This window comes from Trinickia sp. Z7, assembly GCF_056498045.1.
In genome coordinates, this window is record NZ_JAUEQW010000021.1 from 37,792 (window position 1) to 52,403 (window position 14,612).

The window sequence follows — 14,612 nt, forward strand, 5'->3', positions numbered from 1 at the left end:
AGTAGTTTCAGCGGCCGCTGGCACGTGGGATGCGAGAGCCCCGGGCCCGCGGTCGTAGTGTTTTGGAGATTCGGTCCATGAAGTTTCGTTTCCCCGTCGTCATCATCGACGAAGATTTCCGCTCCGAGAACATTTCCGGATCGGGCATTCGCGCGTTGGCCGAAGCGATCCAGGGGGAGGGCGTGGAAGTGCTCGGCCTGACGAGCTACGGCGACCTCACCTCGTTCGCGCAGCAATCGAGCCGCGCCTCGTGCTTTATCTTGTCGATCGACGACGACGAGCTGATGCTCGGCGAAACGGGGCCGGATGGGGAATTGCCCGAGCTGGCGACGGCGATCTTGGAATTGCGCGCGTTCGTGACCGAGGTGCGCCGCCGCAACGCCGATATCCCGATTTTTCTCTACGGCGAGACGCGCACGTCGCGCCATCTGCCGAACGACATCCTGCGCGAGTTGCACGGCTTCATCCACATGTTCGAGGACACGCCCGAGTTCGTCGCGCGCCATATCGTGCGTGAGGTGAAGGTTTATCTCGATTCGCTCGCGCCCCCGTTCTTCAAGGAACTCGTCAAGTATGCCGACGAAGGCTCGTACTCGTGGCACTGCCCTGGCCACTCGGGCGGCGTGGCATTCCTGAAGAGCCCGCTCGGGCAGATGTTCCACCAGTTCTTCGGCGAGAACATGTTGCGCGCCGACGTCTGCAACGCCGTCGACGAACTGGGCCAGTTGCTCGATCATATCGGGCCCGTGGCCGCCTCCGAGCGCAACGCCGCACGCATTTTCAGCGCCGACCACCTGTTCTTCGTGACGAACGGCACTTCGACGTCGAACAAAATCGTCTGGCACGCCACGGTGGCGCCGGGGGATATCGTCGTGGTCGACCGCAACTGCCACAAGTCGATCTTGCACGCGATCACGATGACGGGTGCGATTCCGGTGTTCCTCACGCCGACGCGCAACAACTTCGGCATCATCGGCCCGATCCCGCTCGACGAGTTCAAGCCGGAGAACATTCGCAAGAAGATTCTGGCGAACCCGTTCGCGCGCGAGGCGCTCGAAAAAGATCCGAACTTGAAGCCGCGCATTCTCACCATCACGCAGAGCACCTACGACGGGGTGGTCTACAACGTCGAGATGATCAAGGCGTTGCTCGGCGATTTTCTCGATACGCTGCACTTCGACGAGGCCTGGCTGCCGCACGCCGAATTCCATTCGTTCTATCAAGACATGCACGCGATCGGCGCGGGGCGCCCCCGCACAGGCGCGCTCGTGTTCGCGACGCACTCCACCCATAAGTTGCTCGCGGGCATTTCGCAGGCTTCGCAGATCGTCGTGCAGGACTCGGAGCATGGCGTATTCGACCGCCACCGCTTCAACGAAGCGTACTTGATGCACACGTCGACTAGCCCGCAATACGCGATCATCGCTTCGTGCGACGTCGCGGCCGCCATGATGGAGCCGCCCGGGGGCACGGCGCTCGTCGAGGAGTCGATTGCCGAAGCGCTCGATTTTCGTCGCGCGATGCGCAAAGTCGACGCCGAATACGGCGAGGACTGGTTCTTCCAAGTATGGGGCCCCGATGCGCTCGCCGATGAGGGCATCGGCTCGCGCGACGATTGGATCTTGCACGCCGAAGATCGCTGGCACGGCTTCGGTCCCCTGGCCGACGGCTTCAACATGCTCGATCCGATCAAGGCGACGATCGTGACGCCGGGCCTGGACATGGCGGGCGACTTCGGCGAATCGGGCATTCCGGCCGCCATCGTCACGAAGTACTTGGCCGAGCACGGCATCATCGTCGAAAAAACGGGCCTCTATTCGTTCTTCATCATGTTCACGATCGGCATCACGAAAGGCCGATGGAACTCGATGGTCACCGAATTGCAGCAGTTCAAGGACGATTACGATACGAACCAGCCGCTTTGGCGCGTGCTGCCCGAGTTCGTCGCGCAGCACCCGGCCTACGAGCGCATGGGCCTGCGCGATTTGTGCCAGGCCATCCACAGCGTTTATCGCGCGAACGACATCGCGCGTTTGACGACCGAGATGTACCTGTCGAACATGGAGCCTGCGATGAAGCCGTCCGACGCCTTCGCCAAGCTCGCGCACCGCGAGATCGATCGCGTGCCGATCGACGAGCTCGAAGGGCGTGTCACGAGCATCTTGCTCACGCCGTATCCGCCCGGCATTCCGCTGCTGATTCCGGGCGAACGCTTCAACAAGACGATCGTGAACTACCTGCGGTTCGCGCGCGAATTCAACGAGCGCTTCCCCGGTTTCTCGACGGATATACACGGGCTCGTGGCCGAGACGGTGAACGGGCATACCGAATATTTCGTCGACTGCGTGCGCGTTTGACGATGTGGCATTCGATGAATCTCCTCGGCGCTCGGGCGAAGTCGGCGGCACTTGGCGCGCTGATCGCCGCCACGGTTGCGGCCGCGCCGGTTCTCGCACGCGCGGAAGCCGCACGGGCCGATCCGATCGACACCACGATGCAAAATTGCTTCGCACGGGCGGATCGATCGACGACGGCCGGGCAGGTGCAATGCATCGACGCGGCGCGCGATGCGTGGCAGGCGGCGATCGATGGAGCGATGCGCGGTATCGATAGCGATGCTCCCGACAGCGCGCGGCGCGCTTGGGATGAGAGTCAGAAGCGCTGGCTGGCCTGGCGCAAGGAAGAGGCGCTGCTCGTGCACGCCGTGTTCGAGACCACGCGCGGCAGTGCGTATTCGATCACGCAAGCGAATGTGTTGCTGCAGTCGGTGCGCGACCGTGCGCTGGCGGTGCGGCATGCTGCGGCGAGGTTTGCGCCGCCGGCGCCGCCTGTGGCGGCTTCCGCGGCGGGTTCGGGAGCGGCGGCATCGGGGGCGTCCGGGGCGTCCGGGGGCGGCGCCGTTTCAGCGGCGTCGGCTACTTCGGTGGCGGCGCGCACTCAGAGCGAGGATGCTAGGGCGCACAACGAGCGCATGCGCCCGTGCACGGCCGATGCGGCGTGCGAGCACGCGCAGTTCGACTTGCGAAGGTACACGCGTGCTTTGCGCGACAAGCTGCCGGTGCATGCTCGTCCGGTTTTGGCACGGGCTCAACGGGCCTGGACGGCGTACTTCGACGCGACCGCCGCGCTCGGAACGGAAGCCGAGCGCGCGGATTTGATCGGCGAGCGCGTCGCGACGGTCAAGCGCTTGTCGGAGACGGTGGGCAACGATTGAAGTCGAGGGCCTAGGCGGCGCGTTGCCGCCGCCTCGAACTACAGCGTTTTGCGCACCGCCGCCACCGCCGCCCGCACTTGATCTGGCGCGGTCCCGCCCGGATGATTGCGGCTCGCGACCGACCCTTCCAGCGTCAAATAATCGAACACGTCTTCGCCGATCAAGTGCGCGACGTTCGGCAACTCTGCGCGCATTTCCTCGAGGGTGAGATCGGCCAGATCGCAGCCGCGGTCTACGCAAATGCGCACCGCATGCGCGACCGCTTCGTGCGCGTCGCGAAACGGCAGCCCGCGCTTGACGAGGTAGTCGGCCAAATCGGTCGCCGTGGAGAACCCTTGCAGCGCCGCGGCGCGCATGGCTTCGGGCTTGACCGTGATGCCGGCCACCATTTCGGCGAAGATGCGCAGCGTATCGGCAACGGTATCGACCGTGTCGAACAGCGGCTCCTTGTCTTCCTGATTGTCCTTGTTATAAGCCAGCGGCTGGCCTTTCATCAGCGTGAGGAGCGCCACTAGGTGCCCATTCACGCGGCCCGTCTTGCCGCGCGCGAGCTCGGGCACGTCGGGATTCTTCTTCTGCGGCATGATCGACGAGCCGGTGCAAAAGCGATCGGCCAAATCGATGAAGCCCACGCGCGGGCTCATCCACAGTACGAGTTCCTCCGACAGACGCGAAACGTGCGTCATGACGAGTGCGGCGGCTGCGGTGAATTCGATTGCGAAATCGCGATCGGAGACGGCGTCGAGCGAGTTCGCGCAAATGCCGTCGAAACCGAGCGTCTTCGCCACCGCATGCCGATCGATCGGGTAGGTCGTGCCCGCGAGCGCCGCCGCACCGAGCGGCAGGCGGTTCACCCGCGCGCGGCAATCGCGCATGCGCTCGGCGTCGCGGCCGAACATTTCGACGTAGGCGAGCAGATGGTGGCCGAACGTGACGGGCTGCGCCACTTGCAGATGCGTGAAGCCCGGCATGATCGTTTCCGCGTGGCGCTCCGCCAGATCGACGAGGGCCGTGCGCAGATCGGCGATGAGGCCGCCGATGCGATCGATTTCGCCGCGCAGCCACAGGCGGATATCGGTCGCCACCTGATCGTTGCGCGACCGGCCGGTGTGCAGCCGCTTGCCGGCATCGCCGATCAACGCCGTCAAGCGCGCTTCGATGTTCAAGTGGACGTCTTCGAGATCGAGCTGCCACTGGAACTCGCCGCGCTCGATTTCCCCCTTGATTTGCGCCATGCCCCGCTCGATCGCCGCCAAATCCTGCTCGCCGATGATCTTTTGCGCGGCCAGCATCTTCGCGTGCGCGAGCGAGCCCTCGATGTCGACGAACGCCATGCGCTTGTCGAAAAACACCGACGACGTGTAGCGCTTGACGAGCTCGGACATCGGCTCGGAGAAGCGAGCCGACCAGGCTTCGCCTTTTTTGTGCAGTTGAGACGTCATGATGATGGGCAGTAGGAAGGTGCGCCAAGCCGGCGGGAAGCCGTCGATTTTATCACCGCTGCCCCCGCGCTCCGTCGCCGCACGCGCAGCCGCTCGTGCGTCGTAGTTCTCAGGCTGTCGCCATCAACGCGCCTTCGCAGACGACAGGGCCGCTCGGTCCGTCGGGGCGCCGCGAGCCGCCCATGGGCTCGACCGATACCGCAAGCTTCACGTAGGCGTTCATTGCGTGCACTTTCATGTCGACGACGGCGCCAGCAGGCAACATGCCGAGCGACACCATGCGGCCGTCGCGCATCACCCCCCACAACTGTTCGCTCTTGCCGGGCGGCGGCGCGTCCCCGCCGCTCATGCGATGCACGCTCGCCATGGCGTTCTTGTCGTCCCACATCACGAACGCCATGGTCGGGCTCTTGGGCTGATCGGGCGGCACGAGTGCGGCCACGTATGCCACGCGCTCGATCTTCGCCGCGCCGGACGGCGACGTTTGCGCGGTTTGCCCACCGGGCGCGCCGCCTTCCGGCGCGAACGGCCGCAGCGTTACCGCGAGCGCCACGACCGCGGCCAGCGCCAAGCCCGTCGCGCCGATCGACCAGCCGCGCCAGAATGCCAGCGACTCGAACCAGCGCGCGCGTGCTTGCCTGCCGAGCGCGCGTGCGTAGCCCGATTGCGGCGCCGTGCGGTCAACGGCATGGGCGGAGTTCGGCGCACCGGCGAAGGCGAGCCGGCGCTCGATGCCGGCCCAGACGCTGGCCGGCGGGGCGACGCCCGGCGCCAACTCGGGCATGGCTTCGATGCGCGCTTGCCACGCTTCGATCGCCGCGCGCACGCGCGGATCGTGCTGCGCCATATGCTCGAAGCGCTTGCGCGCGCCGCCCCGCAGCACGCCTAGTGCGTATTCGCCGGCGAGGCGATCGAGGAGGTCCGGATACCGGTGCAAATTCAAGTTGCCCTCCGATGGGCCAAGCGGATTGCCTGCCGACGAGCGCCGCGGCGGGAGCGAGGGGCCAGCCGCTTCGACGAGGCGGCCGATCGACCATTGAGCGGGAGGCCGTTCATGTTACGAATGTCCCATGCAAATCTTCAGTTTTTCCAAGCCGCGTCGCACCCACGATTTCACCGTGCCGAGCGGCACCGACAATTCCTGAGCGATCTCGCTGTGGCTTTTGTCGCGCAGGTAAGCCAGCGCGACCGCCTGGCGCTGGCCGGATTCGAGGCGCCCCATGCAGATGCTCAATTGCCTCGCTTGCTCGGATAGCATCGCCGAGTCGGCGGGGTCGCGTTCGTCGCCGGGAATCATTTCGTCGAGGGCCTCGCTCCATTCGGTCGTGAGCCCCGTGCCGTCGGAGGAAGCGGCCTTGTGCCGGCGCAGGTAGTCGAGGGCACGGTTGCGCACGATCGCGGCCATCCAGGTGAGGGGCGCAGAGAGCGGCTCGCGGTAGTCGCCCGCATAGCGCCAGATATTGACGAACGATTCCTGCAAGACGTCCTCCGCCCATTCGCGCCTCACCAATATACGCAGCGCAACGCCAAACAGTTTCGCGCTCGTCATCTCGTAGATCGTGCGCAGCGCGGCGGCATCTTCCGTCGCCACACGCGCAAGCAGGGCCGCGAGGACGGGCGGAGTCGGTTCGGTGGGCATCGTTGTCATAGCGAGCGCGCGGCGTCACGGCAATAGGGGTGCGGTGGGCGCTATCTTACTGCCGCTGTGGTTGCGTTAGGCATTGCGATCGCGCCAACCCGTATTTCGTTTCGTCTGCGCTCGCCGTTTACGCACGCACCAGCACCACCAGCAGCAAATCTTCGCGATGCGCGGGCCGCAGCGTGATCTGATCGTAGACGAGGCGCCCGTGCAGCGGATGGTCGAACGCCCGCTGCCCGCCCTCGCGCTCGCCGACATCCTGCGACGCCCAAAAGCGCCCGAATGCCTCGCTTGCGGCCGCGAGCGTATCGATGAGGGCCCGCGTGGGGCCGTCATTCAGATGACGAATCGAATCGGCGCGGAATTCGGCGACGAGCCGCCGCGCGCGCGTCTCCCAATCGACGATCAGCGTGCGTGCGGCCGGTTCCGTGAACGTGTAGCGCAACAGATTGCGCTCGCGCATGGGGTCGGGCGGCCCATCGAGCCAGCCGACGAATAGGTCTGCCGCGGGCGGATTCCAGGCGAGCGCGTTCCATTGGCGGTCCAGCACGTAGGCGGGCGCATGGACGAGCCCGACTGTAGCGATGAGCGCAGCCGGGGCGTCGTTCGAGGCGGGCGTCGGCTCCGCCGGATCGCGCTCGCCCGCGAGTTCGAACAGATAGGCTCGCTCGGCCCGCGACAACTGCAGCGCGACGGCGATGCGCGCGAGCGCATCGGCGGATGCCGAAACGGGCCGTCCTTGCTCGATCCACGTGTACCAGGTCGGGCTCACGCCGCACAGTTGGGCGACTTCCTCCCGGCGCAAGCCGGGCGTGCGCCGTCGCGGGCCGGGAGGCAGCCCCACGGCCTGCGGCGAGAGCCGCTCGCGATGGGCGCGGATGAACTCGCCGAGCGCGCGCGCGGGGCTCGCTTCGAGCGGCGCGCGCTCGCTTGCGGCGGCCGCGCTAGCCTGCGCGGCGGCGACGGATGGCGCGCCCGCGCGCGGATGGGACGACTCGGCAATAGTCATGGCGATCGATTAGGGCGACGAAACGAAAACGGAGCGACAGCGACCGAGCACGCAGGTAGGTTTCATACCAGGATATTTGCTTGGCTTGTACCGGTACTCGCACGGTCATATTGTAGCGGCACGCGCGGTCGTAGTGCGCCCCGGCACGGGCGACGAGGCGGCGCGCTGGCCGGCTTGCCGGTCTTTTTTGCCTATCCCCCGGCCCAAGGAGCGCATCAATGAAACATCACGACCAGGTCGCAGACGCATTCGGCGCGACCGCCGCCGCATATTTGACGAGTCCGACGCATGCGAGCGGGGCCGATCTGGAGACGCTGGCGGCACAGATCGGTTCGACCCCGAACGCCGACGTGCTCGATTTGGGCTGCGGGGCCGGTCACGCGAGCTTTGCCGCCGCCCGCCATGCGCGCTCGGTGATCGCTTATGACCTCGCCGCCCCGATGCTGGCAACGGTGGCCGCCAGCGCGAACGAGCGCGGCTTGTCCAACATTCGCACCGAACAAGGGCCGGCCGAACGGTTGCCGTTCGACGATGCATCGTTCGATTGGGTGGTGAGCCGCTTCAGCGCCCACCATTGGCACGATGTCCCGCAGGCGCTTGCCGAGGTGCGTCGCGTCTTGAAGCTCGGCGGCCGCGTGCTCTTCATCGACGTCGCGGGCGCCGATCACCCGTTGCTCGACACGCACTTGCAGGCCGTCGAGCTCCTGCGCGACGGTTCGCACGTACGCAACTATCGCGCCGACGAGTGGTCGGCTTTGTTCGCGGCGGCTGGGTTCGAGGCGAGCGTGTGCGAGCGTTGGCGCTTGTCGATCGAATTTTCGTCGTGGGTGGCGCGCATGCGCACGAGCGCCGAGCGCATAGCGGCCATTCGCTCGCTGTGGCACGGCGCGCCCGACGAAGTGCGTGCGTACTACGGCGTGCAAGAGGACGGCTCGTTCATGCTCGATGCGCTCATGATCCACGCGTGTTGAGCCTCGACGCGGCGCGAATCGGCAAGCGGCGCCGCGCGCATTGCCGGCGCACCGCCTAAGCCGAGCACGCGCCGCGCGCCGTCGCGCCCGAGCGCAACTTGCCGCGACGCCGTTACTTGGGCAACGCCGCGTATCGCTGCGCCCAGTTTCGCGCCCATTGCGGCAGCGCGTCTCCAAGCATCGGCTCGCCGATGAAATTGCCTTGCGCGACCTCGCACGACAGGTCGCGCAGCACCAGCCAATCTTCGAGGTCGTCGATGCCTTGCGCGATGGTGCGCATGTTCAATTGGCGCGCGAGCAGCAGGCTGGCCTTGACGATGGCGTTGAGCGAGGCATCGCGGCTCGCGCCGTGGACGAAGCCGCCGTCGAGCTTCAGTTCGTCGAACGGAATATCGCGCAGGTGCTCGAGCGACGATTGCCCCGTCCCGAAATCGTCGATCAGCAGGCTGATGCGCTTCAAGCGCAGGCGCGTGAGCACGTCGAGCGAAATCAGCCGGTCGCGCGTGAGGCGCGCTTCGTTGATTTCGAGCACGATCCGGGACAGCGCAAAGCGGGCGCGCGCCGCCGCTTCCACGATGAAGTCGGGGAAGTCGAGCGCGGCGAGATCGTCCATCGACAGATTGATGCCGATGCGGAAATCGTCGCCCAACTGCTGCCATTGCGCGGCCTGCTCGAGCGTGGATTGCAGCATGCCGCGCGTGAGATCGTTCAGAACGCCGTCATACTCGGCGCCCCCTAGCAGGCGCTCGGCCGAAACGAGCCCGTCGCGCGGATGCAGCCAACCCACCATGGCCTCGACGCCCATCACTTCGCCGGTGGCGAAAGCCACTTGCGGTTGATAGCAGGCGACGAGTTGCCCGGCCGCGATGGCGGCGCGCAATTCGTCGGGCGGGTACGGGGCGGTCGCGGCTTGCGGCTCGGGCGCCGCATCGCCGTGCAGACGCTGTTGCAATTGTTCGCGCGTAGCCGGTTTCGCCAACGAGCCGAGCACGCGCAGCCCCCGCGAATAAGCGAGTTTCTCGGCGCTTTTCAAAATGCGCGCATCCTCGCCGCTCACGAGCACGACTTGGCCGTCATACCCGCGCTGCACGAGTTGGCGCAGAAATTCCACGCCGTCCATGCCCGGCATCTGCAAATCCGTGAACACGACGTCGACCTGATGGTCGTCGCGCTGCAGCACGTCCAGTGCGTCTTGAGCATGCTCGTACGAGAGGATTTCCTCGTAGCCGAGTTGCGTCAACTGGCGCACGAGGACTTTGAGGACGAATGGCTCGTCGTCGACGACGAGGATACGCCGGGGGCGGGTAGGCTGCTCCATGTGCTTCACTTCGCGTACTGCGGGTTGATACGGCGGCTTGCTTTGCTTTTACTGACGGCGCATGGCGTTCGAGTCAAGGCGTCGCCAACGCAGGCAGGAACTGACGCAGTTTTTCGTGAAGCGTGTTTTTGTCGAACGGCTTGACGAGAAAATCCGCGGCGCCGGCCTTCAGGCTGTCCACGACGATGTTGCGTTCGCTATGCCCCGTGACCATCAGAATCGGCACGTGCCCGAATTGCCCGATCGACTTGATCTTGCGCGTCGCCTCCACGCCGTTCGTATCGGGCAGCCCCACGTCCATCAGCACGAGGTCGGGCTTGTGCTCCCACATCTGCTCGAGCGCTTCGGCGCCGGTGCCTGCGAACAGCACGTCGATGTCCAGGCCGGTCATCAGGCGGCCGATCAGCTTTTGCTGGAAGCCGTCGTCCTCCACGATGAGCACGCATAGACGCTGCGGCGTGCCGGTGGCCTGAGCCGGCGCGCTCTGTTGGGCGCGGGCGGCGGACAATGCCGCTGCTTGAACGTCTTTCGCGGTGGCGCCTAGCACCACCGTGTCGGTATCGGCTTCGACGCGCTTGGGCTTGGGCGGGGGCGGCGGATTCACCCCGCTCGGCGCTGCGCGCGGCGCGACGTCGCCGGCCTCGGCTTTGGCCGCCATGATGCGCAGCGCCTGATGCACCGACATGCGAATGCGTGGGGCATCGTTGGTCGCGGGCCAAAACAGGACGTAATCGTCGAAGTGCCCCTTGCTGCACAGGTCGTACACGTTCCAGACGTCGTGCTTGTTGCACAGGACGACGACGCGATGACGCGTTTCATGCACCACCGAGCTCAGGCGATATAAGCCGATGTAGTAGGCCTGCGCCGCCTCCAGCGTATCGAACGCGAGCACGAGCACGGTGGGCCGCTGCGCCTCGAAATCCTCGACCGCGAACTCGGGCTTCGTCGACAACTTCACGTTGTGGAATTCGTCCTGCAACAGCTTGCCCACGAGTTCGGCGTCCGCGACGGATTGGCTCGCGACGAGCACCGCGGCGCGTTTGGGAGTCAGATCGGTATCTTCCATGATGATTGATCCGCAGTCCTAATCGTTTATTTCATTTCCGCCGCGAGCAATTGCTCGAGCGACTCCTCGACGGCGGCTAGGGCCGCGTCGAACTGCTTCGCCCAATTCGCAAGCAGGGCGAGGTCGCCGGCCTTGCCGGCGTTCTCCAATTCGGCGCATAGATCGCCGAGCGTCAGCGCGCCGACCGAGCGCGAGGACGATTTCAACTTGTGCGCGATCGCGCCCGCCTCCCGGCCACGGCCCGCGTCGCAATGCACGCGCAGTTCCGCGGCGAGACGGCCGACCGATTGCTGATAATCGCAAAGCAACTCGCGCACGACCTCCGGGTCGTCGCCGACGATCCCTTTGAGCACATCGAGATCGACAGCGCAGGCGTGCGCCTCTTGCGGCGCAGCAGCCGGCGCGGCGTCGGCGGGCGGGGCGGCCGCGTGCGCGGGGAAATGCGAATCGAGTACCGCCTGCAAACGTGCGAGTTGCAGCGGCTTGGTCAGATAGCCGTCCATGCCGACCGCCTTTGCGCGCGCCGCTTCGCCCTGCACCGCGTTCGCGGTCAAGGCGACGATCGGCAGGCGCGTGCCGGGCGCTTCTTCGCGACGAATCGTTTCGACGAGCTCATAGCCGTCCATTTCCGGCATGTGCAGGTCGGTCAGCAACAATGCATAGCGATTGGCGCGCCACATGCCGAGCGCTTCGCGCCCGTCGCTCGCGATTTCGGCGACATGGCCGAGCAGGCCCAATTGGCGCAGGATCACTTTTTGGTTGATGGCGTCGTCTTCCGCCACCAGAATCAAGCGCCCCAGTTCACGCGCTTGAGCCACCGACAGCGCGGGGCCGGCCGCGGCCAAGCTGGTCGCGCTGGAGCCGGCCGCGCCCGAGCGCTGCGTGCGTCCCGCGACGCCGCCCGAATGCGACGGTGCGCGTCCGACGTCGACCTGCTCGCCGATCTCGAGCGGCAACGTCACGATGAAGGTGGACCCTTCGCCCTGCACGCTCTGCGCCGATACGTCGCCGCCCATCAATTCACACAAGCGGCGGCAGATGGCAAGGCCAAGGCCCGTTCCTCCGAAGCGGCGCGTCGTCGACGCTTCGGCCTGCGTGAAGGGTTTGAACAGTTTGGGCAGCGTATCGGGCGACATGCCGATGCCGTTGTCGCGCACTTTGAACGTCACCTGAGCGCGGTTCGGCTGCGATGCGTGAGGCGCCGCCTCGACGCTGACGGTGACTGCGCCGGGCTGCTCGGGGCGGCCGCCCGAAAACTTGATCGCATTGCCGACGAGGTTGTAGAGCACCTGCCGCAGCCGCGTATCGTCCGCGAGGACCACCGGCGGGATATTGGGCGACACCGACTTCTGCAGATTCACGCCGGCGCGTTCGGCGACGGTTTTCAACGAATGGCAAACCCCGTCGACGACATGGGCGATGGAAAGCGGGACCAGCTCGATATGGAGCCGGCCCGCTTCGATCTTCGAAAAATCGAGGATATCGTCGATCAAGGTGAGCAGCGCATTCGCCGATTCGCGCACCGTTGTGACCATGTCCTCTTGATCGCCCGAGAGCGGCGTTTGCGAGAGCACTTCGATCATGCCGATGACGCCGTTCATCGGCGTGCGGATCTCGTGGCTCATCGTCGCGAGGAAGGCGCTCTTGGCGCGCGAGGCCGCTTCGGCATCGGCGCGCGCTTGCTCGAGCTGGCGCGTGGCGCGACGGCTTTCGGTCACGTCGCGGGCGGTCGCGTAGACGAGCCCTTCCAGTTGAATCGCTTTCCACGAGAGCCAACGCGTGCCGCCGTCCTTGCACACATAGCGATTCTCGAATTGATCGATCGGCTCGCCGGGACGACGGCTGCCGATTTCCGCCATCGTGCGCTCGCGGTCCTCGGGATGGACGAAATCGATGAATGGCCGCGACAGCAATTCTTCGGCGGACCAGCCGAGCACCGTGGTGAACGCCGGGTTGACGCGCTTGAAGCGGCCGGCCGGATCGGCAAGGCAGGTAAGGTCGAGCGACAGATCGAAGAGGCGATCGCGCTGGGTCTCGGCTTCCTTTCGGCTCGTGATGTCTTGCAGCATGACGAGCGCGCCGCGCACGCCATCGAGTTCGTAGGGGACAGCCGACATTTCCCCGATGAAGGCGTTGCCGTCGAGCCGCAAGCATTTGACTTCGCGCGCGGGCGCCGCCGTGTAGCGCCGCAGAAGCCGGCCGATGCGCTCTTCGACCACCTCGCGGTGTTCCGCATGCACGAACTCGACGATCGACAGCCCGCGGATTTGCGCGGCCGAATAAGCGCCGAGCATGTCGAGCGCTTTCGGGTTGGCGAACGCGATCGTGAACTCTTGGATCAGGAAGACGGCATACGGCGAAAGCTCGATCAACTGACGGTAGCGCGCCTCGCTTTGCATCAGCGCCTGCTCGTTCGCGTGCTCGCTGCTCACGTCGCGGATGAGCGCGACGACGCCGTTCGAATCGGCGCCGCGCCGTTCGACGCGCATTTCGTACACGCAAGGGAAGGGCGTTTCCAAGTGGAACACGGCGCTTGCCGAATGATCGAGCGCCGCGCCGTGCAGCAACGCGGCGAAACGCGCCGAATTCTCCTCGCGCTCGGCGCTGCGATCGTCGCGGAAGAAGGCGCGCGCGACCACTTCGGGCGTGCCCGTGCGCACTTCGTCGCCGCGCCAGCCGAGCAATTCGAGCAGTCGCGGGTTGTAGCCGTCGATGTGGCCGTCGGCCGAAAAGCCGAGCGCCGCATCGGGGATCGCCGTGAACAGGGCGTCGGCGCGCGTCGCTTCGCGCGTCGTGCGTGCCAGCGCCTCGCGCTCGCTCTTCGAGGCGGCACGCAGGCGACGGAAGAGGCGGCCTTGATAGACCTCCGCGACCACGATCAACCCGGTCAGGATCACGCCCGCAAAGACGAGTGCAAGCATGCGCAGACGAAACGCCGCGAGAAAGTCGGCATTCGAGAAGCCTGCCAGCACGACGAGCGGATAGTCGGGCAGCGTTTCGTACGAGACGGTGCGCAAGATGCCATCGACGGCGCTGGGCGCTCGAAAATGGCCGCGCGGCGCTTTTGCGAGCGCCAAACGCAGTGGGGCCCCCGCGGGCAGGCGCTGCCAATCCAGGTTGCTGCGCGCGCCGGTGCGGCGCGCCCTAAAGGCGAAGTCGCGAGCTCCGATGACGGAGACGACACCGTCCTGGCCGATGCGCCGCGGCCCATAGAACTCCGTCAGATATTCGGGTGGCACCGACACGACGATCACGGCCAGAAAACGTCCCTGCTCATCGTTGATACGCCGGGACAACTGGATCGATGGTTGTCCGCTGATGCGCCCGATGACGGGACGGCCGACGACGAGCCGCGTGCTGGGATCGCTCAGATGGGCGCGAAAATGTTCGCGATCGGACAGGTCGATCGGCGTGAAGCCGGCGATCGTCGAGGCCCGCAAGATACCGTGCTTATCGATGACGGCCACTTGAATGAACACGTCGAGATCGAGCAGTCCCGAATGCACGTAGTCTTGCAGCGGCAGGGACACCCCGTTGCGGCGCACCTGCCAGGCGACGACCGACGCCACCTGATCCGCCTCCTTGATGACGCGAGAGGTGTGCGCGGCGAGCGCATCGGCGAGCGTGTCCGCCTGCAGCTGCTCGTCGGCCAATTCGGTTTTCGCGTCCCAGGTCGCGAAGGCGCCCAGCGCCAGCCAGACCGCCAAAACCAAGCCCAGCGCCATCGCGTGGTTGACGCGAAAAAGGCGCGGGAGCACAGACAGCGATCGTTGGAGACGCGAAAGGGTGGTCATCGTTGAACAAGCATTCTTTACCGGTTTATGCGTTTGCCGAGAAAACCGGGTTCTTCCAGATTTTTAACGACTGCAATGGGGAAAAACTTGAATGCTCGACGATGGTGTAAACGCTTAAGGGTTGGCTGGAGGGTATTGCGCGACGCAAATAAAAAGGGT

At 65.6% G+C, this 14,612-nt stretch carries 10 protein-coding genes; 3 read left to right on the top strand and 7 right to left on the bottom strand.

Going from position 1 to position 14,612, the window contains the following annotated elements; translation table 11 throughout:
• Positions 1-77 precede the first annotated feature (77 nt).
• Together QQS38_RS24155 and QQS38_RS24160 are read left to right on the top strand one after the other, a co-directional pair.
• Positions 78-2,357 carry an Orn/Lys/Arg family decarboxylase gene (locus QQS38_RS24155; protein ID WP_479647874.1) on the top strand — a complete coding sequence of 760 codons (2,280 nt, stop codon included), beginning with the start codon at positions 78-80 and terminating at the stop codon, positions 2,355-2,357.
• Positions 2,358-2,371: 14 nt separating this feature from the next.
• Complete coding sequence (locus QQS38_RS24160; protein WP_479647875.1) at positions 2,372-3,214, top strand: lysozyme inhibitor LprI family protein; 843 nt, start codon at positions 2,372-2,374, stop codon at positions 3,212-3,214.
• 38 nt (positions 3,215-3,252) lie between these two features.
• On the opposite strand, the gene argH is transcribed toward QQS38_RS24160, so the two are convergent.
• The 4 genes from argH to QQS38_RS24180 all read right to left on the bottom strand — a co-directional run bounded on the left by argH (position 3,253) and on the right by QQS38_RS24180 (position 7,304).
• The gene (gene argH, locus QQS38_RS24165; protein ID WP_479647876.1) at positions 3,253-4,656 is read right to left on the bottom strand and encodes an argininosuccinate lyase; all 1,404 of its coding nucleotides are present in this window, start codon (positions 4,654-4,656) and stop codon (positions 3,253-3,255) included.
• Positions 4,657-4,765: 109 nt separating this feature from the next.
• Positions 4,766-5,599 carry an anti-sigma factor gene (locus tag QQS38_RS24170; RefSeq protein ID WP_479647877.1) on the bottom strand — a complete coding sequence of 278 codons (834 nt, stop codon included), beginning with the start codon at positions 5,597-5,599 and terminating at the stop codon, positions 4,766-4,768.
• 114 nt (positions 5,600-5,713) lie between these two features.
• The gene (locus tag QQS38_RS24175) at positions 5,714-6,304 is read right to left on the bottom strand and encodes a sigma-70 family RNA polymerase sigma factor (RefSeq protein ID WP_479647878.1); all 591 of its coding nucleotides are present in this window, start codon (positions 6,302-6,304) and stop codon (positions 5,714-5,716) included.
• Positions 6,305-6,422: 118 nt separating this feature from the next.
• On the bottom strand, positions 6,423-7,304 hold the full coding sequence (locus QQS38_RS24180; protein ID WP_479647879.1) for a helix-turn-helix transcriptional regulator: 882 nt from the start codon (positions 7,302-7,304) through the stop codon (positions 6,423-6,425).
• Between the two features lie 218 nt (positions 7,305-7,522).
• Here QQS38_RS24180 and QQS38_RS24185 point away from each other — a divergent pair, with 218 nt between their 5' ends.
• Positions 7,523-8,275: a class I SAM-dependent methyltransferase gene (locus QQS38_RS24185; protein ID WP_479647880.1), complete on the top strand. Its 753-nt coding sequence runs from the start codon at positions 7,523-7,525 to the stop codon at positions 8,273-8,275.
• 112 nt (positions 8,276-8,387) lie between these two features.
• Here the strand turns inward: QQS38_RS24185 and QQS38_RS24190 are convergent, their stop codons facing one another.
• From QQS38_RS24190 to QQS38_RS24200, 3 genes are all read right to left on the bottom strand, one after another.
• Complete coding sequence (locus QQS38_RS24190) at positions 8,388-9,593, bottom strand: EAL domain-containing response regulator (protein ID WP_479647881.1); 1,206 nt, start codon at positions 9,591-9,593, stop codon at positions 8,388-8,390.
• A gap of 73 nt (positions 9,594-9,666) precedes the next feature.
• A complete protein-coding gene (locus tag QQS38_RS24195; RefSeq protein ID WP_479647882.1) occupies positions 9,667-10,659 on the bottom strand; it encodes a response regulator in 993 nt (330 codons plus the stop codon).
• A gap of 26 nt (positions 10,660-10,685) precedes the next feature.
• Positions 10,686-14,417 carry a PAS domain S-box protein gene (locus QQS38_RS24200; protein ID WP_479647883.1) on the bottom strand — a complete coding sequence of 1,244 codons (3,732 nt, stop codon included), beginning with the start codon at positions 14,415-14,417 and terminating at the stop codon, positions 10,686-10,688.
• Positions 14,418-14,612 lie beyond the last annotated feature (195 nt).

Bases quoted from the DNA above. Each gene is read 5' to 3' on its own strand.
- QQS38_RS24155 (WP_479647874.1), top strand. From the start codon at position 78: ATGAAGTTTCGTTTCCCCGTCGTCATCATCGACGAAGATTTCCGCTCC.
- QQS38_RS24185 (WP_479647880.1), top strand. From the start codon at position 7,523: ATGAAACATCACGACCAGGTCGCAGACGCATTCGGCGCGACCGCCGCC.
- QQS38_RS24190 (WP_479647881.1), bottom strand. From the start codon at position 9,593: ATGGAGCAGCCTACCCGCCCCCGGCGTATCCTCGTCGTCGACGACGAG.
- QQS38_RS24180 (WP_479647879.1), bottom strand. From the start codon at position 7,304: ATGACTATTGCCGAGTCGTCCCATCCGCGCGCGGGCGCGCCATCCGTC.
- QQS38_RS24175 (WP_479647878.1), bottom strand. From the start codon at position 6,304: ATGACAACGATGCCCACCGAACCGACTCCGCCCGTCCTCGCGGCCCTG.
- argH (WP_479647876.1), bottom strand. From the start codon at position 4,656: ATGACGTCTCAACTGCACAAAAAAGGCGAAGCCTGGTCGGCTCGCTTC.
- QQS38_RS24160 (WP_479647875.1), top strand. From the start codon at position 2,372: ATGAATCTCCTCGGCGCTCGGGCGAAGTCGGCGGCACTTGGCGCGCTG.
- QQS38_RS24195 (WP_479647882.1), bottom strand. From the start codon at position 10,659: ATGGAAGATACCGATCTGACTCCCAAACGCGCCGCGGTGCTCGTCGCG.